The sequence below is a fragment of the Stenotrophomonas maltophilia group sp. LNF247 genome (assembly GCF_054083135.1).
In genome coordinates, this window is the sequence record NZ_JBSRQL010000003.1 from 186,122 (window position 1) to 211,470 (window position 25,349).

At 65.0% G+C, this 25,349-nt stretch carries 23 protein-coding genes and 1 tRNA gene; 6 read left to right on the forward strand and 18 right to left on the reverse strand.

The annotated features are described in order from the left end of the window. Nucleotides 1–90: 90 nt before the first annotated feature. The 4 genes from ACTXG9_RS04540 to ACTXG9_RS04555 all read right to left on the reverse strand — a co-directional run bounded on the left by ACTXG9_RS04540 (nt 91) and on the right by ACTXG9_RS04555 (nt 2,183). The gene (locus ACTXG9_RS04540) at nt 91–732 is read right to left on the reverse strand and encodes a LysE family translocator (protein WP_019660553.1); all 642 of its coding nucleotides are present in this window, start codon (nt 730–732) and stop codon (nt 91–93) included. Nucleotides 733–830: 98 nt separating this feature from the next. Further along, nucleotides 831–1,439 carry an ATP-dependent Clp protease proteolytic subunit gene (locus ACTXG9_RS04545; RefSeq protein ID WP_021202179.1) on the reverse strand — a complete coding sequence of 203 codons (609 nt, stop codon included), beginning with the start codon at nt 1,437–1,439 and terminating at the stop codon, nt 831–833. Between the two features lie 37 nt (nt 1,440–1,476). Continuing rightward, nucleotides 1,477–1,827, reverse strand: coding sequence for an SRPBCC family protein (locus tag ACTXG9_RS04550; protein ID WP_021202180.1), 351 nt, complete (start codon nt 1,825–1,827; stop codon nt 1,477–1,479). Further along, nucleotides 1,827–2,183, reverse strand: a complete 357-nt coding sequence (locus tag ACTXG9_RS04555; protein ID WP_425605097.1) for an ArsR/SmtB family transcription factor — start codon at nt 2,181–2,183, stop codon at nt 1,827–1,829. The genes ACTXG9_RS04550 and ACTXG9_RS04555 overlap by 1 nt, the downstream gene beginning before the upstream one ends. Nucleotides 2,184–2,224: 41 nt before the next feature. Between ACTXG9_RS04555 and ACTXG9_RS04560 the strand changes: the two genes are divergently transcribed. Further along, nucleotides 2,225–2,917, forward strand: a complete 693-nt coding sequence (locus ACTXG9_RS04560) for an aspartate/glutamate racemase family protein (RefSeq protein WP_026347077.1) — start codon at nt 2,225–2,227, stop codon at nt 2,915–2,917. 24 nt (nt 2,918–2,941) lie between these two features. On the opposite strand, the gene ACTXG9_RS04565 is transcribed toward ACTXG9_RS04560, so the two are convergent. Next, nucleotides 2,942–3,337, reverse strand: coding sequence for a hypothetical protein (locus ACTXG9_RS04565; RefSeq protein WP_019660558.1), 396 nt, complete (start codon nt 3,335–3,337; stop codon nt 2,942–2,944). Between the two features lie 243 nt (nt 3,338–3,580). Here ACTXG9_RS04565 and ACTXG9_RS04570 point away from each other — a divergent pair, with 243 nt between their 5' ends. Together ACTXG9_RS04570 and ACTXG9_RS04575 are read left to right on the forward strand one after the other, a co-directional pair. After that, nucleotides 3,581–4,090, forward strand: coding sequence for a DUF3011 domain-containing protein (locus ACTXG9_RS04570; RefSeq protein WP_111102445.1), 510 nt, complete (start codon nt 3,581–3,583; stop codon nt 4,088–4,090). Between the two features lie 85 nt (nt 4,091–4,175). Then, nucleotides 4,176–4,625 carry a GNAT family N-acetyltransferase gene (locus tag ACTXG9_RS04575; protein WP_197575176.1) on the forward strand — a complete coding sequence of 150 codons (450 nt, stop codon included), beginning with the start codon at nt 4,176–4,178 and terminating at the stop codon, nt 4,623–4,625. Here ACTXG9_RS04575 and ACTXG9_RS04580 read toward each other — a convergent pair. The 6 genes from ACTXG9_RS04580 to ACTXG9_RS04605 form a co-directional block, all read right to left on the reverse strand. Continuing rightward, complete coding sequence (locus tag ACTXG9_RS04580; protein WP_021202184.1) at nt 4,604–4,945, reverse strand: low molecular weight protein tyrosine phosphatase family protein; 342 nt, start codon at nt 4,943–4,945, stop codon at nt 4,604–4,606. The two genes, ACTXG9_RS04575 and ACTXG9_RS04580, sit on opposite strands and share 22 nt — an antisense overlap. Further along, nucleotides 4,942–5,142 (reverse strand): hypothetical protein, encoded by a 201-nt coding sequence (locus ACTXG9_RS04585; RefSeq protein WP_021202185.1) that lies wholly within the window; start codon nt 5,140–5,142, stop codon nt 4,942–4,944. Before ACTXG9_RS04585 ends, ACTXG9_RS04580 begins: the two co-directional genes overlap by 4 nt. Nucleotides 5,143–5,260: 118 nt before the next feature. Beyond that, a tRNA-OTHER gene (locus ACTXG9_RS04590) sits at nt 5,261–5,330 on the reverse strand. A gap of 229 nt (nt 5,331–5,559) precedes the next feature. After that, nucleotides 5,560–5,916 (reverse strand): M35 family metallo-endopeptidase, encoded by a 357-nt coding sequence (locus ACTXG9_RS04595; protein WP_111097974.1) that lies wholly within the window; start codon nt 5,914–5,916, stop codon nt 5,560–5,562. Then, nucleotides 5,888–6,124: a hypothetical protein gene (locus tag ACTXG9_RS04600; RefSeq protein ID WP_031269379.1), complete on the reverse strand. Its 237-nt coding sequence runs from the start codon at nt 6,122–6,124 to the stop codon at nt 5,888–5,890. Before ACTXG9_RS04600 ends, ACTXG9_RS04595 begins: the two co-directional genes overlap by 29 nt. A gap of 38 nt (nt 6,125–6,162) precedes the next feature. After that, complete coding sequence (locus tag ACTXG9_RS04605) at nt 6,163–6,804, reverse strand: hypothetical protein (protein ID WP_134729880.1); 642 nt, start codon at nt 6,802–6,804, stop codon at nt 6,163–6,165. Between the two features lie 1,045 nt (nt 6,805–7,849). Between ACTXG9_RS04605 and ACTXG9_RS04610 the strand changes: the two genes are divergently transcribed. Then, entirely contained in the window at nt 7,850–8,311 is a 462-nt protein-coding gene (locus tag ACTXG9_RS04610) for a carboxymuconolactone decarboxylase family protein (protein ID WP_019660562.1), read from the forward strand. 115 nt (nt 8,312–8,426) lie between these two features. On the opposite strand, the gene ACTXG9_RS04615 is transcribed toward ACTXG9_RS04610, so the two are convergent. Both ACTXG9_RS04615 and ACTXG9_RS04620 read right to left on the reverse strand, forming a co-directional pair. Then, the gene (locus ACTXG9_RS04615) at nt 8,427–8,873 is read right to left on the reverse strand and encodes a RidA family protein (RefSeq protein ID WP_032954355.1); all 447 of its coding nucleotides are present in this window, start codon (nt 8,871–8,873) and stop codon (nt 8,427–8,429) included. Nucleotides 8,874–8,940: 67 nt separating this feature from the next. Next, entirely contained in the window at nt 8,941–9,444 is a 504-nt protein-coding gene (locus ACTXG9_RS04620; RefSeq protein ID WP_456115566.1) for a hypothetical protein, read from the reverse strand. A 608-nt stretch (nt 9,445–10,052) separates the two neighbouring features. Between ACTXG9_RS04620 and ACTXG9_RS04625 the strand changes: the two genes are divergently transcribed. Both ACTXG9_RS04625 and ACTXG9_RS04630 read left to right on the forward strand, forming a co-directional pair. After that, nucleotides 10,053–10,718 carry an SOS response-associated peptidase gene (locus ACTXG9_RS04625; protein WP_456115565.1) on the forward strand — a complete coding sequence of 222 codons (666 nt, stop codon included), beginning with the start codon at nt 10,053–10,055 and terminating at the stop codon, nt 10,716–10,718. A gap of 73 nt (nt 10,719–10,791) precedes the next feature. Next, nucleotides 10,792–11,820 (forward strand): acyltransferase family protein, encoded by a 1,029-nt coding sequence (locus tag ACTXG9_RS04630; RefSeq protein WP_456115564.1) that lies wholly within the window; start codon nt 10,792–10,794, stop codon nt 11,818–11,820. Here the strand turns inward: ACTXG9_RS04630 and ACTXG9_RS04635 are convergent. Genes ACTXG9_RS04635 through ACTXG9_RS04655 form a run of 5 tightly spaced genes read right to left on the reverse strand, consistent with a single transcriptional unit; the run spans nt 11,743 to nt 25,348 of the window. Continuing rightward, a complete protein-coding gene (locus tag ACTXG9_RS04635; RefSeq protein ID WP_456115563.1) occupies nt 11,743–14,958 on the reverse strand; it encodes a LamG-like jellyroll fold domain-containing protein in 3,216 nt (1,071 codons plus the stop codon). The genes ACTXG9_RS04630 and ACTXG9_RS04635 overlap by 78 nt on opposite strands. A 1-nt stretch (nt 14,959) precedes the next feature. Further along, the gene (locus ACTXG9_RS04640) at nt 14,960–16,489 is read right to left on the reverse strand and encodes a hypothetical protein (RefSeq protein ID WP_456115562.1); all 1,530 of its coding nucleotides are present in this window, start codon (nt 16,487–16,489) and stop codon (nt 14,960–14,962) included. A 57-nt stretch (nt 16,490–16,546) separates the two neighbouring features. Further along, complete coding sequence (locus ACTXG9_RS04645) at nt 16,547–22,540, reverse strand: hypothetical protein (RefSeq protein ID WP_456115561.1); 5,994 nt, start codon at nt 22,538–22,540, stop codon at nt 16,547–16,549. Further along, nucleotides 22,537–24,777: a hypothetical protein gene (locus tag ACTXG9_RS04650; protein WP_456115560.1), complete on the reverse strand. Its 2,241-nt coding sequence runs from the start codon at nt 24,775–24,777 to the stop codon at nt 22,537–22,539. Before ACTXG9_RS04650 ends, ACTXG9_RS04645 begins: the two co-directional genes overlap by 4 nt. Before the next feature lies 1 nt (nt 24,778). After that, complete coding sequence (locus ACTXG9_RS04655; RefSeq protein ID WP_305099207.1) at nt 24,779–25,348, reverse strand: hypothetical protein; 570 nt, start codon at nt 25,346–25,348, stop codon at nt 24,779–24,781. Nucleotide 25,349: the final 1 nt, after the last annotated feature.

Consider the following 25,349-nt stretch of genomic DNA (forward strand, 5'->3'; position numbering starts at 1 on the left):
AACCTTTCCCTGCGGGGACTGCGTACTGGATGATCAGGCTAGGCCGTCACCGATGCGGCAGTCGTGAACAGGCCGCGTGCGCGGCGTGAATCAGCGCGGACGAAAGCGCAGCAGCGCGACGGCAAACGCCAGGAACACGCTACCGACCAACCGCTCGAACCAGCGTCGCGCAAAGGGTTCGGCCAGCCAGCGGCGCAGGCCATGGCCACCGGCTGCATACATCACGTACCAGAACAGTTCGCAAGCGGCGAAGGTGGCCACCAGCACGCTGTACTGAAACGCCTGGCCACGTGACGGGTCAACGAACTGCGGCAGGAACGCCGCCGCGAACAGCAGCAGCTTGGGATTGCTCAGGCCCACCAGAAGGCCACCACGGAACACGGTCCAGGCACCAAGCGTCGGCATCATCGGCAGTGCGGCATCCACCGTCACCGTAGGCGCGGGACGGCAGCTGTCGCGCCATGCCTTCAGGCCCAGCCAGGCCAGGTAGGCCACGCCCAGATAGCGCAGCACTTCGAACAGCATCGGCGAGGAATGAAGCAATGCGCTCAGGCCAGCAGCGGACGCGGCCAGCACCAGCAGCATCGCCAGCAGGCAGCCGGCCATCGCCGGTACACTGCCGCGGAAGCCGAGTCCGACGCTGCGGCCGAGGATATGCAGCATGTTCGGCCCCGGCGTGCCACACAGAACGAACACCGTGGCGAGGAACCACCACCAGGTATGCAGGGCCATGGCGCACATCCACTTCAGAAGACCGTACGAGCATAGAGTGCGTCTGCAACGCGCGGCACATACAGCACAGCGTGGATGTGGTGGTTACAGAGGCAGGCTCAGGCCGCGTGCTCGTCGCGCCGTACCAGTACCTGGTCGATCAGGCCCCATTCGCATGCCTGCTCGGCACTCATGAAACGATCGCGGTCCAGGGTCTGCTCGACCTCCTCGACACTGCGTCCGCAATGCTGCGCATACAGCCGGGTGATGCGCTGCTTGGTGCGCTGCATTTCCTCGGCGTGGATGAAGATGTCCGAAGCCTGGCCCTGTACCCCGCCCAGCGGCTGGTGCACGTGCAGGCTGGCATTGGCCAACGCCGCGCGGTGACCCGGCTCGCCGGCCATCAGCAGGAACGACCCCATCGACCGCGCGGTGCCCATGCACAGCGTATGCACCGGAGCAGAGATGTATTGCATCGTGTCGTACATCGCCAAGCCGCTGGAAATGACTCCGCCTGGCGAGTTGATGTACAGATGGATCGGCTTCTCCGGGTTTTCCGATTCCAGGAACAGCAGTTGCGCGCAGACCAGCGCCGATACGGTGTCATCGACTTCGCCGTTGAGAAAGATGATGCGCTCGCGCAGCAGCCGCGAGTAGATGTCATAGGAACGCTCGCCGCGCTCGCTGCGTTCCACCACCATCGGTACCAGCTGCATCCTGTCCCGCATGTGCCTGCTCCCTATAGCGTTCGATCCAAGCGCTGGTTCAAGCCGCGCGCATCACCGTGCGATGCTCATCGTTGGAAGCCGGCCGGATCAGAGAACGCCGGTCAGTGAGCCGATGCACGATGGTCAGCACCGTCCCTCCACCCTCATCCGCGCGCAGCCGGAAACACACCAGACTGTGCAGATGTGGGGGCTGCGCATCGCGCAAGCGGAAGCCCAGCTCCCGTCCCTCCTCGCAGAGGCAGGGCTGCGGGTCGGCAAGATCGGCTGCGGGCAACCAGCGCTCACGCAGCGCCGGGTCCAACAGTGCGCGCCAGACCCGTTCCGGTGGCGCTGGCAGCCACTGCTCCATCACCAACGCAGGAGCCGCTTCGTTCAGAACGTCGTCCATCAATCCATCTCCTTCAGCAGATCCCGCAAGGCATCCATACGCGCGGGCCAGTAGGCCCGGTATCGCTGCAGCCAGTTGCCGATGTGGGCCAGTCCGCGCGGATCGACCTCGTAGTAGACGAAGCGGCCTTGGCGCTGTTCGCTCACCAGCCCGGCATCGCGCAGCACCGCCAGGTGCTGGGACATCGCAGACTGGCTGATCGCCATGCCCTCGCGCAGCGCGCTGGCATGCTGCCCGCCCTCGGCCAGCTTTTCGAAGATGTGGCGGCGGGTGGGGTCGGCCAGCGCTTTGAAGAGGGCGTTCTCGATCATGACCAATACATTAGCAATCACTAATGTGTAGTGCAACTCCCGCATCGGCTGTGCTGCAATGACGGCTCCCCGGCATGGAGCTGTGCATGAAGACCCTTGGCCTGATCGGCGGCATGAGCTGGGAAAGCTCGGCGCAGTATTACCGGCTCATCAACGAGGACGTGCGGCAGCGCCTCGGTGGCGCACATTCGGCGCAGCTGCTGCTGTGGTCGGTGGACTTCGCCCCGATCAAGCAGCTGCAGCACGACGGCGACTGGGATGCACTGGGCGACCACATGGTTGAGGCCGCACGGCGCCTGCAGGCCGGTGGTGCCGAACTGCTGCTGGTCTGCACCAACACCATGCACCAACTGGCCGACCGCATCGAGGCGGCCTGCCCACTGCCACTGCTGCATATCGCCGACCCCACCGCCCAGGCCATCGTGCAGGCAGGGGCGCGAAAGGTGGGCCTGCTCGGCACCGCCTTCACCATGGAGCAGGACTTCTACCGCGGCCGGCTGCAGGATCGCTTCGGATTGGAGGTCCTGGTTCCCGAAGCCGATGATCGTCGCAGCGTGCACGACATCATCTACCAGGAACTGATCGCCGGCGTGGTCAGCGAACACTCACGACAGGTCTACGCCGGCGTGATCGAGAGACTGGTCGCGCGCGGCGCCGAGGCCATCATCCTCGGCTGTACCGAGATCATGCTGCTGGTACGGCCGGAGGACAGCACAGTGCCGCTGTTCGATACCACTGCACTGCATGCGCGGGCCGCCGTGGACGCGGCGCTGGCGTGAATCAATGCGCGCCGGAACGCGGAATCAGTCCGCGCCCTGCACTTCCAGCGCGGTGATCAGCCATTCGACCACCGCCTGGGAATCGCACAGGAAGAAGATGGCATCGCCGGAGCGCGCTTCGGTAAGCAGGCGATAGACCGTGATCGCCACCGCCGACTGGTTGGCGATGAACACTTCCGGGCTGCGCGGCCCTTCGCTGTGGCCGGCAACCGCGTGCAGCGCCTTGCGTGCGGCCACGGTCGCAACCGGGTCCGCGCTGCGGGTCAGTTCCGGCCCGCGCAGGCCCCAGGCAGTGAACACGTGCTTGCCCTTGAACGTGGTGTCCAGGACCCGCACCTCGGCGCCGCCTGCGTCGGCCGAGCGATGAATGACGGTACTGCTGATCAACGCAACCCCCTGTGGTCGTCGTGGTCCGCGCATCCTCCCGCACAGGCCGCCCGCACACCAGTGACGGCAGCCACAGGCTGCGCCGACAGGCGTGGAAGACATGTAAGAAGGTGTAAACCGATGCGATCGGATGTGCAGCGATGATACGGGATGTAAGCCTCTGCATGGGCCCGTGCGCACTACTAAATCCTTACTGAGCCACTTCCGGAACGATGCGTTCCGACGGCCCCGTGCTGGGTCATTCTTGCCGCCCGAATCCCCCGCTCGAGGCTCCCCATGACCCTTCGCCCGCTGCTGCCGATCACCGGTGCCGTCCTTGCCCTGCTGCTGGCCGCCACCGCCGTGGCCGCCCAGGACCACGACACTGATCACATTCCAGCGCTGCGCTGCGAATCCCAGTTCAACAAGACCGAGCAATGCCCCATTGAGGGCCCGATGCGCCTGGCCAGGCAACTGTCGGTCACCCGCTGCGTGGAGAACCAGAACTGGGGCCAGAGCCGCCGCACGTTATGGGTGACCGACGGCTGCCGCGCCGAGTTCGTCGCCGACGGATACGGGCGCTGGCCGGGACGTGGCCGTGGCCGTGATCGCGACAACGAGGGTGAACGCCTGGTCTGCGAGTCCTACGAGAACAAGGACAAGGAGTGCCGCATCCGCGTCCGCCACGAGGTGCGGCTGGTCAAGCAGAAATCGGTGACGACCTGCATCGAGGACCGCAACTGGGGATGGGACCGTCGCGGCGTGTGGGTCAGCGACGGCTGCCGTGCCGAGTTCCGGGTGTATTGACTGCCTGCCACGCGCTGGCTGTGGCGCATGCGCGGACACGGCCGACGTGATCGATAGACTGGGCGCAACCAGCCCAGGAGCTTCGATGGTGCCGCCCGATCCTTCCTCGACGACGCTGCATATCCGCGAGGCAATGCCCGCCGACGTTCCCGCGTTGATCGCGCTCGACAGCGTTGCGGCCCACGATCCGCGGCGCGCACGGCAGATCAGCGACTGGCAGGCCAGCGGTGGCATGCACGTGGCCGAACGGTCCGGCCAGCTGGCCGGTTACCTGGTCATCCATCGTCACTTCTTCGGCGAAGCCTTCGCCGAGATGCTCATGGTGGCGCGCGAACAACGCAGACAGGACGCCGGCGCCGCCCTGCTGCGCCATGCCATCGCGCTGCAGGGGCAAGGCAAGCTGTTTACTTCGACGAATGCATCTAACACCAGCATGCAATGCCTGCTCGCCGCCTCGGGTTTCATCGAAAGTGGCATCGTGCATGGATTGGACGAAGGCGATCCGGAACTGATCTACTGCTTTGCCGGCAGCTGATCGAGATACACGGCCACCTTGGCGTCCAGCAGGTCCATCAACAGCGGATCCATGCAGCGATAGTCGTCGGGGATGTCCAGGCAATGCAGGCGCTTGTGTTCCAGCAGTCGCGCGTACGTGGCCTGCAGGCGATGCTGGTGCTTGGCCTCCATCGCGAAGATGACATCGGCCCAGCGGATATCCGCCGGGCCGATGGGGCGTCGTGCGTGCGGGCTGGTACCGGCCGACAGCGCGTTGAAGCCGGGCCGCCGTCGCCACATGGCTTCGGCGGTCGGGCTGCGCAGCTGGTTGCGGCTGCAGACGAACAGCAGGTTGATCATTCCTGTTCCTGCAGTTGGCGGGCGCTGAGGACCGGATAGGTGAAGCCCAGCTGGCGTGCGCGCGCGAGCTTGGCATCGCGCGTATACAGCAGCTTCCAGTTCTTCTCGGGCTTGTAGCTGTAGGCGGTCGTGGCGCGGTCGCCACCATGGTTGCGGGCCTGGCTGCGACGCCAGGCACGGTTTCTTGCAGATTCCATGATGTGTTCTCGTGAGTACCGGGTTCAGCAGCCGCGGTAGTACGAGTGGCGCGCAGCATACACCGCACGCACAAAAAAAACCCACGCATCGCTGCGCGGGCTTCTTGATTCATCACAGTGGTCGGGACGGCCGGATTCGAACCGACGACCCTCTGTCCCCAGGCATCATCACTGGTTGCCCCATCCCGTTGATCTATAAGGGTTTCAGGCCTGCACCGGGCCTCCCAGAAGTGCCGATTGAGGCCCAATTCAATCAATTACTTCCGCGCTGATAGGGTTGCAGCCACCGGGACTAAACATGGCTCCGCATCTGCTGCGGCCCTGCCCTCATCTACGCCCTACGGGCGTCGCTCGGACGGAGCTTGGTCACCGGCGGCGGCTTGGCGGGCTCCAATGACCGCACCCTCCTGCCTCGGACTATTCCGGCGGAGAAAAACCGTGTGCTTGACCCAAAACGAAAAACTTGTACGCGTTCGGGAATCGAACAGCGCCTGGATGTGAGCTGGCCGCCAACTCTAGTGCGTACGAAAGAGATGAGACATTCTTGCCGGGGACCGGCGGATGCCGCAGCGCCATGCCCTTGTCGTCAGTAAAATGAGTGAACTCGTGGACCATCGTGCCAACCTTTGAGGGTTCACCAATGTGATTGGCGGGCAGCATAGATAGGGACCAAAATACAGGGCATGCGTGAATTACGTATGGAGCACCTGACTGCACATAAGCAATGGTGTCTGCCGGCACTTCGTCAGCATTGCACCGGCAGGAGAGGGACACCGGCGGCTTCGGGGGTCACTCCGTCTCCCGAAATTCTCCAGATGATCGCCATCAAAGTGCTATCAACCAGCGCATCATCTTCGTTGACATCTTCACCGGCAACGACGTTGACGTCCGGGCCATGCTCCCCGAAATAGCGCGTATAGTGAACTGAGGGGCTGAACCTCAGCCACAACTCAGTTTCAGATGTTGTATCGACCTCAGTCATCTGCTGGAGCTGGCTCAGCGCATTTCCTGCACCAATCGTTACCCCAGCCAATACACTCTGAAAAATTGCACTTTTTTGGCCGAAGGCGGGGTGCCGGCCGGATCGACACATGCCACAGGTTCAAGAAACTCCCCCGCCCGGGCTTGCTTCATTGTTCTTCCAGTAACGGGTACAACAACCGTGCGGGGTGCGGGATACGCACTTTGCCACTTGCCTGATTGCCGCTTTATGGGCCCAGCTTCCGCATTCCTGCCGTCGGCGGTGCGATAGGAAATCGGGGCTCGCAAGCCAATGGTGTAACCCAGCCCTGGCGACAGACTATAGCCACTTGCAAGATTTATATCTAGGCTGAAACTGCCGCCAGGAGGTATGGACAAAGAACTCGGAGTTTCGGAGAGCGTATCCCTCATTATCCCGAAGAACTGGACTTCGCGCCCATCCTGCTGTTTCACTATGAAGGGATCATCCAACAACATTTTGCGAGCATTGAGCGTCGGCAGAGAAGACTCAGCGACTACCGCAACCTGGTCACCGACATTCGAGAGCTTCAACGCGATTGAAGTTTCTCCCAGGTCGCCCTTCAGCGGAACTATTTCGACTTGTAGCCGAGCGTCGGCCATCGCAACATTGCTGCTACAAAGCGCGATGAACAGCATTGCCACTTTAATGGGTGATTTCATTCCGCCACCCGCCTTCTTCCGTGATTCAAGATGCGTTATTAACATACAGATCAGCATTTTCCAACCCGAACCTCAGCCATCGATCTGTAGGACTTCCCCGAACCGCAGATTAAATTTTCGAACCGCCATAAGAATCACGTTTTTGCAGGCACTGACCTCCAGGATCTTTTGCTACCGCGCCTACGCCACTGTGCCGAGCTCGGCCATCATCGCAAAGGCCATCGCCGGCGAGACCGTTGGACTTCAGTGAAGCGTCGAAGAACTACGCCTTTCGCCTGGCAATCGAGCGCATCAGCGGAGAGCCGCGAGTTCCAGGACGTCCGCGAGTCAATCAGCTTGGATCGGCATGCATCAGGTGTCACTCCAGGAGATCCGCAGGCTTGGCGGTGCTCTTCCACACAACCGTCGAGGTTGGTCGGAAGAACAAGTGCAGCACCTTCTCACACACAGCTCGCCGGCGATGACCGAGGTGTATCTGGAAGGCCACGAAAGGCCGTGGACCGAGATCAACACGGGCATCCTCGCCATTCGATAGGGTGACGATAGGGTGCACAACGAAGAAGGGCCTGCACCGTATGGCGCAAGCCCTTGTTCTATCGCTGCTTTTGGTCGGGACGGCCGGATTCGAACCGACGACCCTCTGCCCCCCAGGCATCGTTACTGTTCGGCCCATCTCGTTGATTGGCAAGGAATCTTCATAACAATGAAGCTCCCCAAAAGTGTCGATTGCGACTCTAGCAATCAATCACTTACGAGCCGATAGGGTGCATATGGCGGCTCTACCCGACGCCATCCGAAAGGCGGCGATGCGATCCCCCCTTCAGCCAATTCCCCTTCCCTGTCCCGCCAATCGAGGATCTTCTCCGGGTGCTCCCCGCCGCGCCCCGTATCTAGCGCCCCACGGCCAGCATCCCCTTCCTCGGCGAGCGTACATGCAGCGGATCGCGACGAGCCTAGGCAGGTGTCACGAACTACTGCCCGTCGGCGTCCTTGCTTCGGGTGGGGCGATTCCGGCCCCACAGATACCCGAAAAGGACCCATTAAAATGAATCGAGCGAACTGGTTCGTAGTCTCTCCCGAGGGCGCCAAAGCCGTGGGGCAACTGCATCACTTTGTGACCGCGGGCACCTCTCTGCCGCCGAAACTGGTGCATCTGGTGTTTTTGCGTGTGTCGCAGCTAAACGGCTGCGCCCACTGCATCGACATTCATACCCGTGATCTGCTTAAGGAAGGCATGCCGTTCGACACAATCGCTCTCCTACCTGTTTGGCACGAGGCCGCCTATCTATTCTCGGAACAAGAGCGCGCCGCACTGGCATGGGCAGAGGAAGTGACGCTCGTGAGCGAAACCCATGCATCTGATGAGGCGTACGAAAAAGTAGCCGCAGTATTCGGCGAGAAAGACCTGGTCGACCTCACGCTCACCATTGCGGCCATGAACGCGATCAACCGGATGGGCGTGAGCTTCAGATTGAAGCCCCGCGCCAAGCCCGCTGCGGAGAAGTAGCGTACGGCACGCCGGAGATCGTCCTGGCTTTGTCCGGGCCGAGGCGCTCGTAGGAACCATCGGTGGCCTACTCACCGCAAGGAACGGGCGGAGCAAGCCCCGCCCACATAGTGCCTTAACCCTGGACTTCCGCCCGGAAGGCAATCTCAATCAGCTGCTCGGGGAAGGCCAACGCCGAGACCCCGATCAGGTTGCTGGCCACCTGCGGCACCGGCTGGCCATACACGGCCGGCCGGACTTTGCTACTGGCCGCGAAAGCGGCCGGAACGTCGATGACGAACAGCGTTTCCTCGACCACGTCCGCGATCGACCCCCCCAGCTCTGCCAGCAGCACCTGCGCGTTCTCGTAGGTGCGCCTCATCTGGGCTTCCATGGTATCGAAGTTGGCGGGCTTGCCGTCGGCCCCCAGCTCCGCCGGCGCAACCAGCTCGCCCTGCGGCGTGTGCGAGAGCTGGCCGGACACGAAGATCGTGTTGTTGACGCGGACGGCCTGTACGTACCCGTAGGCCGATTCCCACGGCACTCCGAAGCTGGCGGTCTTTCGATTGGTAGCGTTCATCATTGCTCTCTCTGGTGAAAGGGCAAGTGTGGCAAGCAGTTTGAGTCGACCGCCTCCCCTGAACGGGGGATCAGATTCGAGCGCGGGACAGCTGCTCTCTACCTGCCTTGACCCACGCCTTCATCGGATCCCTCGCTCTGGGCTTGGTCTCCTTCGGCGGTCGGCGCGGTTCCAGCGCTTCCTTGATCCGCGCCAGTTCCAACCGCCCGGCCTCGGCTAGGCGCCGGGCCTGTTGCTGCTGCTCACGAGTCGGCGGCAGGCCAGGCAGTGGCGGCTCCGGTTGGATCGGGGTGCTGTCGGTCAGCCGGGCGACTGCCTGGCGCAGGGGCAGATCGGGATAGAGCCTGGCCGCACACCAGCGCTCGGCGTACCGCTTCGCCTGCCGGACGTTCGCCGCGCGCACTTCCTTCACCTGCCACATTTTCTGGCCTTCCATCCATAGCCGGACCCCGGGACCGCCATCGGGCGTGACGCTGGCCGTCTCACGGCCGTTGTACCAGAGCGCCCAGCGCTCACCGGTCTGGACCCAGCCAGATGGAATTGGGGCGGAGCGGAAACCGTGGGAGGAATGCATGGCCGGAAGGATACGGCTGGCGGTCGCAGATCCTGCGAACACGGCGGCGACCTGCCTGAATTGTTCGGGGATGGTGCCGGCGCGGCGCTGCTCACGCGCCCCCGGGTTGAGCAACTTGCCGACACAGCTTCCTGCGTAGAGAATTTTGTCCAGCACGAAGTTCTTAACAATTCATGCTGTATGGTTGACGCATCTGGCTCCTCTCTGGCGCGAAATCCTTCGCCCCCGTGTCTAGCCCCTCACAGGCACGACACATGACACCACCGACTGCTTTCCGGATCCTTCGGATCCGCCCTTTGTTGCGCCTAAATGGGACGATCGAGCGAGTCGAGACTCTTCAGGCTAAGTGCGGCGGATGCGGGGACGAATCGCGTATGTCCCGCGGCTGTGGTCTCTCCGATATCCAAGGTGGCGTGCAGCTAACTTGCCCGGCCTGCAATACGACGGGAACCTTGACCGTCGACCAAGCATGGGTCCTCTGGGGTGAGCAGATGAGAAGGGATAGGATCTTGGCGCTCGCTGGGTTGACGCCTGATGATCTAGGTCCCACCTGATCTTGGCCTCGGCCTACACGCCCCGGGCACGGTCGGCAGGGCTACCCTCCGGCCATGTGCGGCCGATTCGTCCAGCTCCCCGTGATCGACTTCGGCCAGCCGGGGCTGGCTGACCTTGCGCCCGGCCTGGCCGAGATCCAGCCCAGCTACAACCTCGCGCCGACACAGCGGGCCTCGGTAATCCTGGACCGGGGCGAAGGCCGGCAGGTCACCCGCCTTGCGTGGGGCCTGCTGCCGTTCTGGGCCAAGGCCAAGGGCCTGCAGGGCTCAACCATCAATGCCCGCATCGAGACGGTGGCCACCAAGCCCGCTTTCCGGTCGGCGTTCAAGAAGCGTCGCTGCGTGATCCCCATGGCCGGGTACTACGAGTGGTCGGTCAGCCACGAGGACGGGAAGAAAGACCCGTGGTTCATCCACGCGACCGGGCCGCTGCTGGCCGCCGGCCTGTGGGAGGACACCAGCCCTCTGCTGCCCGACGGCAATCTGGGCACCTTCACCATCATCACCGGCGACAGCAGCGGCGTCTCGGCCGACATCCACGACCGCATGCCGGTGTGGCTGCAGGCCGGCCAGATCGATGAGTGGATGGCAGCCGGCCCGGACGACGCGATGGCGATGCTGCTGGCCAGCGAGACGCCGGCAATGGAGGCCTACCGCGTCAGCCGCGCGGTGAATACGCCACGGAACAACCGCGAGGATCTGCTGCAGGCGGTTGCCTGACGCGTAGACGCCGGTCTCATTGTGCCTGGCCCGGCCGTGGCACAATCCGACCCGATGCCATGGAGGGGAGTCCATGCGATATAACCCTGCGCTGGACGGCCTGCGAGCCGTCGCTGTAATCCTGGTGCTGGCCTTCCATGCGCGGTTGTTCGGTGGATTCGGCGGCTTCTTCGGCGTGGACGTCTTCTTCGTCCTGTCCGGCTACCTGATCACGCGCATCCTCGCCGAGCAGCACGCCGCGACCGGTTCGTTGCGGGTCGGCGCCTTCTACCTACGTCGCCTCCGCCGGCTCTACCCCGCCCTTCTGCTGCTACTGGCCGTGTATCTGGTCGCCGCGCCATGGGCCTTCCCGAGTCGCGACAACCACCTGCGGGACGCTGTCGTTGCCGGCCTCTATCTCTCGGACTACGGTTTCGCCTTCTGGCGAGTGCCGTGGTACCTACAGCACACCTGGAGCCTGTCAGTCGAGGAACACTTTTACCTTGTGTGGCCGATCGTGCTGCTGGCGGTGTTCCGCCTGCCGAGGCGTTGGTGGGCGGCCACTGTACTGCTCCTGGCGGTAGCCGCCACGCTCTGGCGTTGGCACGTAGTGCTCAACGACGACGCATGGTTCCAGCCTTACTACCGATTCGACACACGCCTCTCGGGGATCCTGCTGGGCGCTGCTGCTGGGTTGGCCAGGCCGACCCTACCGAGGTGGACACCGTATCTCGGGGCGACCTTGCTGATTGCTGCTGTGTCCCAGGCCGTCGTCAAGAACCCGGCTGCGCTGATGGGCTGGATGGCGATGGCTGAGGTTGGCGCCCTGTTCCTGGTACTGGGTGCGCAGAATGTGCCGGGGCTCTCATGGTTCCCGCTGGTCTGGATTGGCCGCCTGTCCTATGGGATCTACCTGTGGCACTACCCGATCATGTATTGGCTACGCGGGCAGGACATTGCCGGCTGGCGCAGCCTGCTGATCGGTACCGCCGGCGCAGTCCTTTGCGCGGCGGTGTCCTACTACACGGTTGAACGCCTAGCCCGGTCAGGCCGGGCTCACAGTGTAGAAGCTCCCCGGGCTGGCCAGGTTGGCGCACTCGGCCGCGATCCAGGCATCCGATAGCGCGCTGGCGCGCAGGTAGACGAATCCCATCCTGCCGGCAAACGGCTCGGCAATGCTCTGATCTTCCGCACCCATATAGAGCGAGGCCTTACCGGCGGGGGCGGTGGTGATCGGCGCCGCATGCGCCTCCCGCACACCGTTCACGAACAGCGAGCGCGAGGTGGTCCCAATGTATCGGGTGTGCACCCTCAGCTTTGTCCCCGCGGCTGGGCTGCTGATGGATTCAAGCCATGCGTTGGGGGTATCCCAAACCCCGAGCTTGCCTGTCGTCCCCCGGTAGCCGAGGGTCACTCGACTCGTGTTCGCCGTGGTCTCCGCGGTGAAGGACAGCAGAGCCTGATTGGTCACGTCGAAGGCCTTGCCGATGATCGTCGCGCCCATTGTGAAGGTGGCTTGATTGGTCAACCCAGTCGCCCGCATCCAGCCAGCGCCGTCTGGGCTGCTGATCGCCTCAAAGCCGCCACCAGCCTCAACCGACAACGGGCGGATGGTGTGCACCGTGGTGCTGGTCCCCTCGTCCCGTAGCACCAGCAGCTCGTCGTCGGTGGCTCCCAGGCCCTCGTAGTTTCCGGCCCGCGTCGTTGCGCCATCCGGAATGTCGGTCCAAACACGAAGAGCGCTCCCCAAGTTCTCGGGGATCCGGAAGGTGTAATCCGCCGTGTCACCGTTGACGAACCACTTTCCACGCCACCGCTGCATGCCCTGGACGCGCATCGCGCCAGGCGAGCCCGAGCTGGAGCCCGCATAGGCCAAAGTCTGTAGGTTGTAACCGTTGATACGGTGCTGGGATGAGTCGCTATATCGGGTGGTCCACAGGGTGTTCCGCTCCGCGTCGACAGCCACTGTTGAGACCTCATCGCCCTGCGCCGACACGTCTACCGAGTCGATCAGCGTCAGATCGCTGGTCCTGAAACGTGCAATTCGCTGGTTGGAGAACACAGACACGCTGGTGTAGTTCTCAGCCGGCACGTACAGGACGCCGTCATACACGTCCGGATCGCCGCAGTGGTTGGTGCCGTTTCCAATGTCCCCGATGGGGTTGCTGTTGCTGGCCACCAAGTTCCAGCTGGCGTCGTACTTGTGGATGGCATTGGTGTCCACAACGTAATAGTGGCTCCCATCCCAGCAGAGACCCTGATGCTCGGTAAGGCCGGTCTTCTCAGCGATCTTTTCGAACAGCTTCACGCGCGCCTGCCGCAATGCGTCCACGCCCACGCCAGTTGCGTCTGATTCCAGGATATGGAACAGGTACACGCGGTGATAGTCCGCCCATACGGCATTTGAACCGTTGGGGGCGCCTGCAGCCACGGCTCCCAAGGCCGGATCGCCGTAGACCAAGTAAAGCTCCGTCGGCAGCGTGGCGCTCAGATCTGCCCGAATGAACAGAGAGCCCGCACGCGCACCAGGGTCGACGCGCACCAGGTGGAACGGAACGTCCAGGCCGGCCGCGGTTTTGATCCGAATGTCACGGCCGTCGCGGTGGGCCAGGCCGTTCCACACTTCGCTCGGCAAGAGGGACAGGTCGACGTAGAGCGGGAAGCCGGCCATAGCTTCGACCTGCGCGGGGATAGTGATCTTCACCCGCTCGGTGGGCGTTTCGTGGCCCGAGGTCACCTCCTGATAGCTCCGACCGGCTCCGCTGTTGTACAGCCAAGCCGCCTCCACGTCAGTCAAGGGGCGGTCGAACACGGCCACATCCTGCAGATAGCCCTGGAACGGCTGGTCCAGCGACTGGACATTGCCGACAGTCAGCCGCTTGGTTGGATCGCCGCCGCCCTGTGGTGGATTGGCGAATGCAGGGCTCGCTACCCTGACGCCGTTGATGTGGCAGATCACCTGGCCGCTCGACGCACTGCGGCTGACGATCATCAACACGGGTTCCGCGGCGGCGATCTCTCCGGAGCAGATCACCGCCTCGTCGATGCCGTCGCCGTACTCCCAGAAGGCTTCAGCCTGGCCCCCGGGCGCTACGTTCACGTTCACGCGGTAGTTGATGGGCATCGAGCCAGCACCGTCGATCGCCGGGGCATCGCCGATGATCGTCCGCCGGTCCGATGCTGTGCCGGCCGCGAGGCGAACCCACGCAGCCACAGCATAGTCGTCGGTCTGCGTGATCCAACCAGGGAAGTAGGAGGAAGATGCGGCCGCATTCCCGGTGAACGCAATCGAAGCTGATCCACCTGCGCGGATCGTGGCGCCCCGGAACACCGCATTGCCCTTGTTCAACAGGGTCAGCGCTGCATTGCCCGTCTGATCGGCCAATGCCGACACCGAGCTTTCCTCGTCCATGTTCCACCAGTGCCGGACAGCGGCGGAGATCCCACTTGCGGGGTTGCCAACTTGGATACACCCGGACCACTGAACCGACCGGCCGGCCGAATCGCTCACCAGCAGAGTAATGCAAAGGCTAGTTTCGTAATTGATGCCGGCCGCAGCCACGGAATGATCCCACTCGAACGAGTCAACAAAGAGAATCTTGTTCTCGCGAAAGCGAATACCGTTACCGGCAATGTTCACGGTTTCAGCATTGCTTGGGGCGTGCCCAGTCACGTTCGAATCGTAGACCCGATTCTTGCTGGCCGACATTACCCGATTACCCTCTACCCTATGGACTACGTCTCCGCTTAGGTCTCGGTACTCCAACAGCACCGACGCCCCAGCATTGCCCTCAGAGGACGCACCCTGACGAACCTTGCATTTCGCATTGGTCACCTGCCCGGGATACACCGAGTAGCGCGCCCGGTTGGAGATGATCGATTCGCCGTTGGTGTTGTTGAAGCCTGCCGCCCAGGAGCCTTCGGGGGGGTTCTCGGTGGCGATAACCCACCCGGCACCACTGTCCCAGCCAACCGGGCCTGACTCGAAGCCGGGGTTGTCGATGGGCGCAGCGCCGGGCTGGTAGGCCGGCCATGCCAGCACGACCTGCCTCGTGGCCTGGTCGACGTACAACCGGTGGCCTTCCGGCAGCTTGGCTCCGTCGATTTGCCGAACAAAGCAGTCGCCGACCCCGTTGAGGATCTGCAGGCGGCCCTCGTAGGCCTGCGAAGGCGTCGCCGACGGGAAGCTACCCAGCACCATCAGCGGCAGCAGAGCCTTGAACTGGTCGAGGTCCGGGCGGTCATAGATGCGTGCGGTCATATCAGCCAGCCCTCTGCCCAACCAGGTACACTCGCAGCCCCTTCGCCGCGGCCGTGCCGACCTGGTCAACATCGATGGTGATTTCGTCGCCCTTGGCCAAGATGTTGCCTCCCGCTTCCAGCACAGGAGGAGTGGCCGCTGTCAGCGTGCTGCGCTCGTTGTTATCGAATGTCAGCTTCGTCGACAGGATACTGGTCCCATTGCGGTTGACGTCGACGGTCAGCACCACGCCAGTGGCCTGGGCTGTTTCCAGCGTAGCGTAGAGGCCACCGTTCGCGATGGGGTCCAACAGCAAGCCGTAGGGCAGGAAGAATGCGTCCTTGCGCGAACCGGCCGCGATGTTAGTACCGATCAGCACCGACCTGTCGACCAGGCTGAAGCACTGCAGGTCCGGCGTTGTAGCCACTCGCAGCATGTCCCCAGCAACGACCCAGGTATCGGCATCGGGCGCGAGGCAGGTTGCAGAGATGATCGACCGCTGCACGCGCGTCTTTGCCTGGAAGTTAGCTGGGACATTCAGTTGGCCTGCCCCTCCGGCAATCGCCAGGGTGACCTGCCCCGTACCCAGCTGCATGACGGAGAAGAACTCGCCGCCTTTCCAGTCCGAGGTGCTTCCGGTGTTCTCCCGGATCGTGATGGTGATCGGCGTCGCCGAATTGGCCACGATCAAAGTGTTATGCATGCTGCCATCGACCGTGGTGTTGCCTGTCACGCTGATGATCTGGGGTGCAACCGTGTAGATCGGCGGTTCACCGATCCAAGGGCGCGCGTAGCCGCGCAGCACGGTGAAGCCGCGCACGCCATCTGCGAGCGGTGTGGCGAAGCGAATTGCAGGAGCTGACCCATCGACCGGTGGGAGAATCTGATAGTCCCCCGGCTTGGCGACTAGATAGTCGCCAGCCCCGACAGTCGCCTCAACCGCAGTGTCGTAGAACAGCGGGTCGAGTACGTCCGACCCAGGGAGCGGGAAATCGGTCACTTCTCCATCCCCCACGAATGCCCAGAACTTTGGGGAGACCCCGACCGAGCCACCGCCGTTCTGTATCTCTTCGATCAGCTCCATCATCGTACGCAGGTTCACTGCGTCCCCTGCGACCTTCGCGTCGGCTACGTTGGTGATGCGATTGCCCTTGGCGTCCCAGACGAACTCACCCGTGTCTGGGTCCTGCACCAGCTGCATGCCGTTGTCGAGCAGCTGTTGAAGCTGCATCACTCGGTAGTCGAAGGCGTCCTCGTGGATCTCCGGCAGGAACGCGCCCTGGTTGGTGATGTCGGCCGGCTGGTCCATCGGGACAGTGCGCAGGATCAGGATGTCCAGATTCAACGCTGGTGCGGTACTGAAGGTGATCGTGGTCGCGTTGGCGCGCAGACCGGCAACCGTGTACTGAGAAGGCGGCACCAAGGCGTACACCGGATGGGTACCGGTGAAAACCTGAATGTGATTTGCGAGGAATGCCCGCGGACCGTTGAAGGCGGTCGCGACGCCGTTCCCCACGTAGGTCTTGCGTCGGTCGTTGGCGGAAATGGTCATGGGTGCATCGGCTCCAGAAAGAAGAAGCCCCGCATCTGCGGGGCTGGGCGTGGTCGATTACTGCTCGTCCTTGGGTCGGCGGTACATGAGGTATGCGGCCGCCTCCGCGGGGTTGTCCGGGGTGTACTGGCCGGTGCCGACGTCGTAGAGGTATTCGCCGGTGGTCAGCATCTGATTGCTGGGGATGCCGGTCAGCGGGCCGGCCGCACGCACGCCGGTCTTGATCAGCTTCTCTGCGTCGGGCTCGTCATCGTCGGCGATCCAGTCCCGGCCCTCCTTCCACGCGGCCTGGCCGAACTTCGCCAGCGCCACACCAGCGTCCACGATCGGGTTGGGTCGCCCCATGCTGGGCTTGCCTTCAATCGCAGCATCGATGCCGCCGGCGACATCGCGCAGCAGGGGGATCGTCTGGAATGGGAACAGCAGAGTCTTGCGTGCAAGCCAAGCGCTCCAGTCGTCCCAGCCCTTTTCGTCGTCGTCGCCGCCATCCGGGCCACGCATCATCAGCAGCTCGAACACCGCGTTGGACAGCACGCCGGCCGACAGCCAGGTGCCCAGCGCCCGGGCCGGGGACTGCACACGCCCAAGGTACAGGCCGCGCAGGCCCGATTCCTGCAGGCGGTTGTTCATGATGATCATCGGGCCGATGAACATGCGTACCCACTTGTAGCGCGGGTCACGCTCGGCAGCACTGAGGTCCTTCGGTGCACCGGCCTGCTGGGTGGTGCGGATCGACTTGTCGGCCAGGCGCACGGCCTCGTCGACGCTGGCGCCCTGAGCCTGGGCCTGCTGATAGCGGCCCAGCCAGATGGCACGCTCGGCCAGCGGCACAGTCCAGCGGTGGACCTCCATCGCCATCTTCATGGCCGCCGCGCGGATTCCGCGCTTTCCCGACAGTTTGCCCAGCACGACCTGGTAGGACGAATCCAGCGAGTTGGCGCGCTCTTCCATAAAGGGCGACAGGGAGTGGATCATCTCCGTCATCTTGCCCGGGCTGCGGTAGTAGGCCGCATAGCCGGTGGCCAAGTATTTCGGGTCGACGCGCGCCGCCGCCTGGATCGGCGCCACCACGGTGTTGGCGAACACCAGCGGCAGGCGGAAGCCGAGGGCGGCCACGGCGGTGTTGGTCAGCACGGCGTCGCCGATCTTCTCGGCCATGCTGGATCCCGGCTCCGAAACCGACGCGCCGCGCACCGAGTTCTTCACGCTGCCGTAGAGCGAGTGGTACGCGCCTTCCGACAGCCGCTGCTGGATCAGGTTCTTCAGTTCCTGGTCCTCCAGCACCCGCAGAGCCTGCTTCACGTAGCCGCGGTGGGACACGTCGGTGATCACGTCGTTGAGGTGGCGGGACAGCACGCGGTGGTAGTCCAGCAGCATCGGTGCTGCGTACTCGGTGCGCTCTTTCGTGTGGCCCTTGCTGGTCATGGCGCGGCTGAAAGTGCCCCCCATGATCCGTTCCTCGGCCGCGCGCGCCTGCTTAACGCCGCCGGCACCCGCCCGGGGGTCGTACACCGCCGGGTAGTAGCCGCCGCGCAGGCTGACCATCGATCCATCGGCGGCGGTGAAGATCAGCGGCATCGGCTCGACCTGCTCGGGTGCAACGCCTGACAGCCGGCGCTGCTGCTCCACGATGTCCGGCCACAGGCTGTTCACCGCATCCCAGATGCCCTGCACCATCTGTGCGTCCGCCGGCGTGAGGTGGCTCAGCATCTCCGCGATGTTCTGCGGGGTGAACTGGATCACTTCGGCGTTATTGCCAATGAAGCCGCCGCGCATCAGCTTGTCGCGGTTGCCGGCGTTGCCCATGTTCAGCGCCACCGCCACGATCGTGTTCTTCGACAGCGACCGGCCCAAGCTCGGCACGTACACCAGGCGGTTTAGGTCCGCCCGCTGCGCCGGCGTCAGCGCCATCATCGTCTGCTCCAGCATGCCGCCGACGCGGTTGCGCAGCTCAATCCGCTGCTGCTGCGCTGCCTCGGCCTGGTTCCACAGGAAGTCGTGCCACGGGCCGGTCTCGCCACCGTCCAGCCACTCGACCACGGTCTCCGGGCGCAGTACCCAGTCCATCAGGCCGGTGTAGGTCGCGCCCACCTTCTGCATCGCGGTCAGGTCCGCATCGGATAGCGGTAGCGGCTTTCCTTCAGCGATCGCACCACGAATGGCGCCGGCCAGCTCGGCCTGTGCGCTCTCCCAGTCACGCTGGTCCTTGTTGCTTAGCAGCTTGTTCTTCAGTTTGGCCAGACGCGCGATGTTGGTCACCGCGTCGTGCAGCTCGCGAAACTCGGTAATCGGCAGGTCGGCGTAGTTCGTTACGCTTTCCGCCTCGACCCGGGCCAGCAGCGCGTCGCTTACGGCGGTCAGATCGTCCTCCGCCTGTCGAGCTTCCACCCACTGCCGCAGGCTTTGGCGGCGCGCAACGGCCCGGCCGGACACGTCGCGGAACTCGTAGGAATCGGCGATGGTGTCCATCGCTTCCAGGTAGTCGGCGCCGGCCTTGCCCAGCCGCTCGCGGGCCTGCGGCGTCATCTGCCGGCGGATGTAGCCGACCTTCGACTCGACCTCCTGCTGCACCGCACGGGCCTCAGCGAACAGCACAGCGTTCAGGGCCTGCTGCCGCTTCGCCTGCAGCGCGTCGGCATACTTGCCCGCGGCCGCCGCCTGCGCCGCCGCGCGCGCAGCCTTACGCTCAGCGACCAGGTACTCATTGGGCCGGATCTGGCGCGCAGTCTTCTCGGCCAGCACGGCCTGCGCCACGGCCTTCAACTCGCGTCGGTTCGGCCGCGGCTCCTTGGCCAGGTCGGCCAGCACGCCCAGCTCGCGCTCCAGCAGCTGGATCTTGCGACTGCCATGCACGGCGTCCAACGCTCGCTGCGGCAGCGTGCCGTCGGTCATGGGCTCGCCGTGCCGGGCCTGCATGCGCGCATCTGCCTCCGCGCTCACACCTGCCAGGGTCTGCCGTACCGTCCACAGTCCCTGCACCAGCTCGTCGGCGGAGCTGAAGCCCAGCAGGGTGGCCGCCTCTTCGGGATGGGTGCCGCCCTTGCGGGCGTAGACCCGGCCCATCTTGTCGAGCAGGCCGTCGCCGTAGGTCGCCGCCAGCACGGCGCGGTCAAGCTTCAGGCCCTGCAGCTGCTCGTGCACCGGCTCGCCCCCCGCCTCCTTCCGCCCTGTCAGCACGCGGTAGGCGCGCACGATCGGCGTGGCCTCGACCTCCGCCTCGACCTCGCCGCGGATGGTGGCCAGCTCGTCCTTCCACCAGCGCTCGCGCGCCCGTGCATCCGCCTCCTGCAGCTGCGCCATCAGGTCGGCCTCAGCTTGCTCACGCGCCGCCGCGACCTGCTGCTGGTAGTCAGCGAACTGGCGCTCGGTCATGCCCAGCGCCTGCGCTTCGGCCAGGTCTCGCGCGATCGGCTCGAACCCCACCCGGGCCTGTGCCGCTTCGATCTCTTCCTGGCTGGCCAGCATGCGGTCGAACACGCCGCGCACTTCGTCGGTCAGCTCCACATCGAGATTCCGCAGGCTGCGGTAAACCCCGAGAATCCACTGCTTGAACTGGCTGAACACCGATTGCAGCTCTGGCGTCGGCGCCCTGCCCTCGCCTAGGTAGGCCTCAAAGCCGCGGGCGAACTGTTCGTGCTGATCGACGCCGATCTGGTCAGCAGCCTCGACGCCGAACCACTTCAGCAGGGCATCCAGATCGGAGCGGATCTGCGGCGAGGCGTCCTCCGCCGTGGCTAGGTCGCGGTAGACCTCCAGGAAGAAGTGCCCGGATTCGTGCAGGAACGTGGATAGGTCGGCGCCCTTAAACAGGCTGATCTGCATGGCACGATCGGGCCCGATCTGAATCTGACCACGCGGTGCGGCGCCGCCTTGGAACAGGATGTCGCCGGCCAGCACCTCGCGCGCAGCGGCGTCCGGCAGCGCCACGCTCCAGGTCTGCCGCTGCCCTTCGATCGGGTCGTCTTGCACGATCTCGCCGCCGGTGCGTTCTGCTTCCGTGCGCGCTTGGTCCAAGGTCAGGAAGTCGCGGGCCTGGCCCTGCTCGTCGGCCAGAAACCACTGGCCCGCGCGCTGAACATAGGCGCTGCCCTCGCGCTCGATGGTCTGCTGCCCACGGCCATCGGTGGCCACCTGCGGCCGGCCGAACAGGCTGCGCAGGGCATCCATCCCACGCTGCATCAGGGTGCGCGGCTGGGACTCTGCGCCCTCTGCCGGCGCCTCGGCCGCATCGATGCCGGCCGCATAGCGCTCGTACAGCGCCACCGGATCCTGCCCGGTGACCTCGCCCAGTCGGCCGAACATGGCTCCCCACAGCTGCGCCTGGCTCTCGGCCTGCGCCGCGGTATACCGCTCGGTGCCAACCAGCTGCGCCATGACCGACTGTTGCACTTGCGCGCGGGCATTCGCTGCCGTGGCATCCGGCGCCGGCGCGTCCAGCGGCACTCCCAGCTCGCGAGCCATGGCGTCGATGTCGAGCGTTTCCAGCTCCGCCGGCGACAACCCGTCTGCGGTCGTGCGAGCGTTGCGCAGGATCTCGTCGCGGTTCGGCAGCCGCGGGACAGCAGCCATCCACTCGGCCATTGGGATCACGACCTGACCGGTCGCCAGCTGCTCGGCCAGTGCCGACTCACCGCCAACCATGTCCTGCAGCACCTGCGGTGCGGACTGGAACAGCGTCTGCGCCTGCTCCGCATCCAAGTACACCCGCGCGTCTTCGCCCGCGACCTGTGCGGTCAGCGCCTTCATGTCCTCTGGCGAGCGTTCGCCCAGCTTCAGCTCGCCGGCAAGCTCGGTGGCAGCGCGCAGCCGGTCGTTGCTCTGGCCCGACTGCATCACCTGGTCCAGGCGCTCGTTGATCCACCGCACCTGCCCGGACGCGCGCGCAGCACGGTAGTTGGCATGCACCTCGACCGCACCGGTGGGAACCTCGGCCAGGCCCTCCATGATGATGTCGCCCCACTTCAGGCGTTCCTCGGTCAGCAGCTGCGCCGTGGCCTCGCCGGCCGCTCCGCCACCCAGCTGGACGCCGGCCTCGGCGCCGGTGCGCAGGATCGCCGAGGACGCGCTGCGTCGGGCGTTGTTGATGAAGTGGCCCGCCACGCCGGCAGTCAGCGCGTCGAACACGCCGATCGCCACGCCGCGCTTGGCCGCCTTGTCGCGCGCGGCGGCCATCTTGTGCGGATCGCGCAGGAACTGGCCGACCGCATAGGCGTCGGTCGGGTCGACCTTCGCGTCCTGCATGGCGTCGGCGATACTGGCGCCGAACTCGGTCAGGCCCGAGCCGGTACCGGCCGAGGCCGCGGTCACCACGCGGCTACCGCCGCCCGTGGCCGCCGTCAGCGCCAGGCCCGGGGCGCCCATGCCGATCGACTGCCCCAGGGTGACCGCAATCGCGCCCAGCGTGTCGGTGCCGCCGCCGGCCAGCTCGCGCACGGCACCGCCGAAGCTGCCGGCCTTGTTCGCACGGTCGAACGCCTGGAACCCACGGTCGGTGCTCGCGCTGGTCACATCCGCGGCCTGCGCGCGGCGCTCCTGGTCTGCACGTAGTGCCGCTTCCTCCGCCGAGCGATCCGTGGTCATGCGGCCGGTCGCTGGATCCATCACAGCCGGGCCATCAGGCAGCAGGGACAGTGCATTGGCCTTGCCGCGCTGCCAGCCGCTGACGATGCCGCCGATGACCTGCTCCAGGATGTTCGGCTCTGCAGTCGCGCGGGCCTCGCCGGTCACCAGCGAGTTGGCATAGGTGGCCAGCTTCGGGGCCTCATCGCTGGCCAGCGCCATGCGGCGCGGATCGCTGAGGAAATCGCCTACGTGGGGCGACGCGCGGCCGGCGTCGTCGATCTCCTGCCGGCGCGCGTCCTGCTCGTAGTCGGCGAGGTTCGCCGCCACGACGCCGAAGGGCTGGCCAAGCTGGTCCGACAGCTGGTTCGCGCGCGCGGCTTCTTCTGGCTTCTGGCGGGTGCCGGTGTAGGCACTGCGCAGGGTCACCTGCCGGTTGCTCTCGATCTCATCCGACAGTTCGTCGAAGCCTTCCAGCACGTTGTCGATCACTTCTTGGCTCCTTGGCTCTTGCGGGCGAGGTACTGCGTAACCCAGGCATCGGTCGGCGGTCGGCCGTACTTGTCGGTGTATGCGCCCCGCACCGCGTCGCGGTCTGCCTGGCTGACCTGCAGGTCAAACTGTGCGGCGCTGCTGTAGAGACCCACCTTCACCTTCGGGTTGTTCTTGAACTTGCCGTCCTTCTCTTGGATCGCGCCGAGACGGCCGGCCTGCAGGTTCTGGGCGAACTGCTTGGCCGTCGCCGACAGCAGCACGTCCGCCTGCTCAGGCGTCGGCTTCTTTCCGGTGGACTGCACGAACGCCGTCTGGGCGTTCTGGTAGGCGATGCGGAACTCACCTCGCAGGGCGTCGCGCGGAGCGTTCTTGCCCTGCGACCCGCTACCCGATACATCCGTGTCCTTGCCGAACCCAAGCATCTGGAACCCGCGTTCCAGGCGCTCGTTGTCGGTCATCCAGTCGGCGCGCTTCGACGGGTCGTTCGCCTTCGTCTGGTCTTCAGCCAATGACTTCAGGGTCTTGCCGCTGAGCTTGTCGGCGTACTGGCCGAGCGGAAGCTTGGCGAACTCGGTGGGCTGCAGCGCTTGCATGCGCTGGATGGTCTCCAGTGTCGCGGGATCGTCCTGGACCACAGCGCCCTCGGCGACGAGCTTCCGGTAACGGTTGATCGACTCGGACAGGCTGGAATCCTTACCAACCAGCGCCAGCTCGGCCGGAGCCAGAACCTGTGACAACGGCACGCTCGCGCCGGCGGCAGCCACCTTGTCGTAGATGGACATGGCCGCGGCCTTCTTCGCCTGCTCGAGCTTGTCCTTGCGCTGCGCGTAGATGTCGCGCAGGTAGCCCTCGGCAGCAGAGCGCTGGTCCGGCGGCATCGTGCGCGGGATCGCAGCAATGGCATCGGCCAGCGTCGAGGGTGCGGCAGTTGCAGCGACAGCGACCGGCGCTCCAGATGTTGCGCCCTGCCCCATGGATGACGCCCACCGCGCAGAGCGCCCCATGACCTGCCGCACGTACAGGGCGGTCTTCGGGTTCTGCGCCGAGCGGCCGCGGTTCACCACGGCATCGGCCCCACCCTCTCCAGCGAAATGAGCGGCAATGGCGAACGCCCGGCCGCCCTTGGCCAGCCGTTCCTTGTACTCACGAGCTGCGCGCCGGGCAGACGCTGCAGCGTCCTTGCGGTCGATGCCGCCAGCGCTGGTGGCGCGGTACTGGAACAGGCCGGTGGCCTGGTCGCCGTCGTCCAGCACTTCAGGGTTGACGGCGTCAGCGCGGAATCCCGATTCCTGTTCGGCCAGCGCATACAGATCCGCGCGACCTGCTGCGTCCAGCCCCTCGGCCTTCGCGGCATCATCGATCGCCTTGGCGATTGCTGCAGAGGGTGTGCCCCTTGCCACTGGCGCCGGCAACGGTTCGACCGCACCTCGGCCATCGGCCAGAGACTGGGCCAGTTCATAGGCCGCGCGGTCCTTCACCACCGGGTATAGCGTGCGCTCGACCTGCGCACGGTCCTCTGGCGTCATCTGGTCCGCATAGCGGTGGTAGTAGTCCTCTGCCGCAAACGGGTCGCGGGTAGCCATCGCCGCAGCCGTCTGCTTGCGCACGGACGATACGATGCCGCGCTCACTGGCCTTGATCGCTTCCGCGCCCATGCCCTGCGTCTGATAGGCGGCGCTGGCGATGCCCACGGCTTCCTGCAGCCGCACGTCGGCCAGCCCGAAGTCGCCGGACATGCCGGCACTGACGGCGTCCTGTCCAATGTTGTCGATCGTCGCCTTGCGCTCGTTGGCCTCATAGGCGCTGTACTCGCGGTCGGCGTAACTGTTGAGACGGCCCTGGACGGAGTCGCGGAACGAGAACGACACCTGATCAAATCGCTGCTGCTGTTCCGGCGACAGCCGGCTGCGGATTGCCGACACTCGCTGGTCGAGGTCGCCCAGCAGCGCGTCGTGCGCCTGCAGCGCGTTCTTACCCTGGTACTTGGCGATGCCGTCGGCGTTGGCTGGGTTGAAGGTGGCGCCCTCCCAGTCCGAAAGCTCGCGGCGTGCCTCCATGACCGCAGTCAGGTCGGCGCGCTGCTTCTGCTGCTGGAACAGGTCGGCCGCCGCCTGGCCAACGGCACCTGCGGTACGGCTGAGCGGCGACAGGTCGACCTGGGCGGTGTTGCGAACCTGCGGACCCAGCTGGGCCTCGACCTGCGGGCCGCTGGTGCGGGGGATCAGGGTCGCCATGTCACAGCCCCCAGCCGCGCGAGATGCGCGCGTTGTTGCGCACGGTGATGCTGTTGGCCTGAGACGACAGGTTCCCACCGCCGCCAGCCACGCCCGCCCGGCTCATGCCACCAATGCCCATACTCGCGGCGCTGGCGAGCGATCCCAGGATCGTGCCGGTCGCCTGAGCGTTGCCGCTCCAGCGGGCCAGCTCGCCCTGGGTGCGCTGGTTCTGGGCCTGTGCGTTGAAGCCCCAGGCCTGCCGCGCAGCGTTCATGCGGATGGTCTGCTGATCGACCTCACCGAACATTGCGGTCTCGCCGAGGATCTCCGCCGGCGTGCCAAGCGTCGGGTCGATGTTGTTGGCAGCGATCGCGGCGCGCTGCTGGCCGAGCGCAATGCGCGTGCGCCAGGACTGCTGCTCCATCTCGCGGGTGGCCAGGGCGTTGCTGGCGTCGGCGTCCTGCTGCGCCAGCATCGCGTTGTTCTCGGCGATCTGCGCGTTGGCCTTGCCCTGCTTCTGCTGCTGATCAGCCTGGTATGCACCAGTTACAACGGTGGCCGCCAGAAGGGCGATTGCGGGATTGCACACG